At 40.7% G+C, this 3,695-nt stretch carries 2 protein-coding genes; one reads left to right on the plus strand and one right to left on the minus strand.

Annotation, left to right across the window (positions count from 1 at the left end; translation table 11 throughout):
* On the minus strand, nt 1–909 hold a 909-nt coding region (locus PVV69_RS09425), incomplete at its 3' end, for a phage tail tape measure protein (protein WP_273757297.1).
* Nucleotides 910–1,096: 187 nt separating this feature from the next.
* On the opposite strand from PVV69_RS09425, the gene PVV69_RS09430 reads away from it, so the two are divergent.
* The coding region (locus tag PVV69_RS09430) for an autotransporter outer membrane beta-barrel domain-containing protein (RefSeq protein WP_273757298.1) at nt 1,097–3,695 on the plus strand (2,599 nt) is incomplete at its 3' end.

Here is a 3,695-nt window from a genome sequence, read left to right on the forward strand (position 1 = left end):
CCAGCTCCAAAAGTTGGAAAGGCTTTGTTTAAAGCCCTCCCACACATTGCCAAACCACTTGCCAACAGCGCTAAGTCCCTGTTTGAACTTTTGCCAATGGGCAGAGAAATCAAAGGCAGCAGCAATAATGTTTTTCCAACGCGTGATGGTAGCCGTATCGGCGCCAAAAAAGCGCATGACCGCTTCAAAGGCATGCCCAAAAGCGCGTATCAGTCCCCGTGCAAATCCTTTGACAAAGGAAGAGAAACGATCCCAATATTTCCACAAAACAAAACAAGCAGCCACGATCACAGCCACAACAGCGGCAATCAGAGCACCGATTGGGCTAAAAACAGCACCAACCACAGAGGCTATGCCAGCAGCAATCACTTCTATCGCTGTCCCTATCCAACCAAAAGCGGCGGCGAATGCACTTCCTGAGATCATAATCCCCCGAAACGCTGCCACGAGTAAAGTCATGGGACGCAAGAGTCGCAGTGAACTTGCCCCAAGACCCGCGGTGAGCAAGCCCAGTGAACGCCCTAAAGCCAAGAGCCCGCGCCAACTTGCAGCAAGACCACGACTAACAGCACCCATCTTGATAAAAGACGTGATCAATTGAAGAAGCCCAAGACGTGTGCCAGCAAAAGTAAAGCGCAACACACGCAAAGCAATATTAAAAGCCATCAGAGCGGCAATGGTTTTGATAATAGCGCTTGTTAAAGTGGGATGAGCATTCGCCCACGCCATAAGAACATTGATAAAACCACCAACACTTTCCATCAAACTGTTGAGGGGGGGCAGAAGCACTTCACCAATGGTAATCCCCAAAGCAACGATACGGTTTTGCAACAGTTCAAATTGCCGCATGGCACCGGTTGCTTGTTTGTCTGCCTCTTGCTCTACAAAGTCTTCTCTCATTTTTACCATGAAAACATGCTTTTTTCAGTTTTTCGGTAAATTGCGCAATTTTAGGTGTCAAAATAGATTTTGACAAAAAAATAAAAGTAAATTATCAAAATTATGTGTTATTAAACGAAACGTAATTTCTATTTTCTGTTCTTCTTTTGAAGGATCAGGGGGAATGAATATCCGGGGCTTTAAAAGGAGAGTAGTTGTGTATAAAAAATCCCTTCTGTCATCTATAGCTACAGCAGCAATTGTGCTGTTTAATATTCAAATTAAGGCACATGCTGAATCTCTTGAAGTTTCTGGAGAGAAAAAAGAAGTCAAAGAGGCCACTTATGAAACTCTTCATGCCTTAAAAGGCGGCAAAATCACTGGAACCAGTTTAAAAATAACTGGCAATAAAGAAACAAATACAGATCACCTCCCAAACCGTAAGAACTATGTTGTAACTGCTGAAGGCTCTAAAAGTGCAATTGAATTACTGAATCATTCAACCATCAAAGGAATTGATTCTGATATCCGCTTCGGTCTTGAAGCAAAAGACGGCGGCACAATCAAAATGGAGGGAGGATCCATTACCGTTTCCAATACTGGCGCTCATTTCTTAAATAGCCAGAGCGAAAATACACTAGAAAATGTACTCATAACAGGTGTAAATGATGACCTAGAAACACCTTCAGGAATAGTGACTGAGAACAGCAATCTTACCTTAAAACGAGTAACTGTTCATGCTTTCAATGCTCTAAATGCAGATGATCATTCTCAAATAACAATATCAGGAGGATCATTTGAGAGCATAAGCGATAGCATACAGGCAAAACAAGAAAGTTCCATCACGTTAGACAAAACTGTGATTACATCATCTCATGGAAACGGTGTCTATGTAAACGGTTCAGGGTCAAAAGTTATAATGATAGGAGGAAGTGTAACAGCGAAAAATGAATATAATAAAAAACATCATGCAAGTTCTGCATTGCTTGCAAAAAACAGTGGAGAAATCGAAGCCACGGATGTCACTCTCACAACAGATGGTAAAGGAAGCAGCGCAGTTGCACTTGGTCTAAAGAGCAAAATTACATTGCACGGTAAAACAACAATCAATAATACTTTAGATGGTCTTGGAGCAGCTGATGGAGGCAAAATCACCAGTGAAGACTTAATCATCATCGGTGGACAACCAGCCAATCCAGAGCTCGACACAGAACGCTCGGGTGTATGGGCAGAAGGCTCTGAAAGTGAAATTAATTTAATAGGCACAACGACCATTCAAAATGTTGACGAAGGCCTTTATGCAGATGGTGGAGGTAAGATTATCAGTGGTAATCTCACAATAACCGGTGGTGAATCCGAAGAAGTAATCGTTGGTGTAAATATTTGGGAGTCTAAGAGCAAAGCTGAATTAAATGGTAACACAACCATTAAAAATATTGATGTTGGTCTTTCTGCAATTGACGATGCGACAATTACAACAGGTAAAGACACTAAAAATAAGATAGAAGCAAAAAGAATTGTATTAGCCGTGGCAAATGGTGGCCATATAGACCTTGCAAATACTTCTGCAATAGCAGAAATCGCGGGATTACAGTTCGTAAATAGAACAAGTAATGATCTAAATGACCCAAGTGATCCACAAAAATCTAGTAGCAATGAAATCAATCTAACCAATACAAAGATTCATACCGACAATGGCACTGGAATTCTCGTTGGATCTTTTGTTGAAAAAAGCATTGAAAATAGTCCTGCTCTACCAATTGGTACGCTCAATCTTAAAGATTCAGAAATCCACGCCGATATGTTATTAGATGATGGTATTATTTGGAATAAAATTTCTTGGGAAGGCAAAGATGTATGGGATGAAACAAAAGTTAAGGAGATAGCCAATGGCAGCTTCACATTAAATGCAGAGCATTCCACTTTAGAAGGCAAAGCAAACATTACAAAAGAAAGAAATGTACGCTTTGACCTGAAAAATGGTACACAATGGTTCTTAAAAACCAGCACACAAGAAAAAGATAAAAATGGCAAACTCCTGGATATTGCACAAAGGTCACGCTCTGATATTTCTGTACTGGATCTCGAAAACAGCTCTGTTATTTTCAAAGAGCCAACAACAGACGGTTATTACCACACATTGCATATAGGATCAGGACAACCAGATACTAAAGCCGTCTACAATACAATAGGCGATACACAAATTTCTTTCAATACTTGGTGGAGTGATGGTAAGCCAATAGCAGAGCAAAAAACCGATCGCCTTCTCATTAATGGTGATGTTTCAGGTCATACAAACATTCTCGTCAATTTAACAGGAAATACCACTCAAAAAAATATTTCTGATGTTGAGAAAAATATACGCGGACTTTCTCTTATCCAAGTTTCTGGAACAGCCAAAGAAGGCTCTTTTAAATTAGCCCATGGTTATACGACCATAAATGGTTCACCTGATAAATATATGCTACGTGCCTATGGACCAAACTCAAGCCAAGGCAAAGCCAATATGGAACAAAACTTGCTGGATGAAAAAAATGAAAATTTCTGGGATTTTCGTCTACAACCTGAGTTTCTTGATTCTAATTCAGGTTCTGGCTCTAATCCCGATGGCTCTGGTCCTAACCAAGGTTCGGGTTCTAACCCTGAGGCCAATGTGCATGCACCTGTAGGACAAATGGCAAGCTATTTAGTCATGCCAAATGCCCTCTTCTATACGGGATTAACCGATATGGCTAAGCAGAATGCACTGTTAGACAATATGAGAACATCTGTCGTAGCAAAAGAACAAGAAAAACAAAGCGGGTTCTTCTTATACA

Origin of the sequence: Bartonella sp. MM73XJBT (genome assembly GCF_028618465.1) — a bacterium.
Taxonomy (GTDB): Bacteria; Pseudomonadota; Alphaproteobacteria; order Rhizobiales; family Rhizobiaceae; genus Bartonella.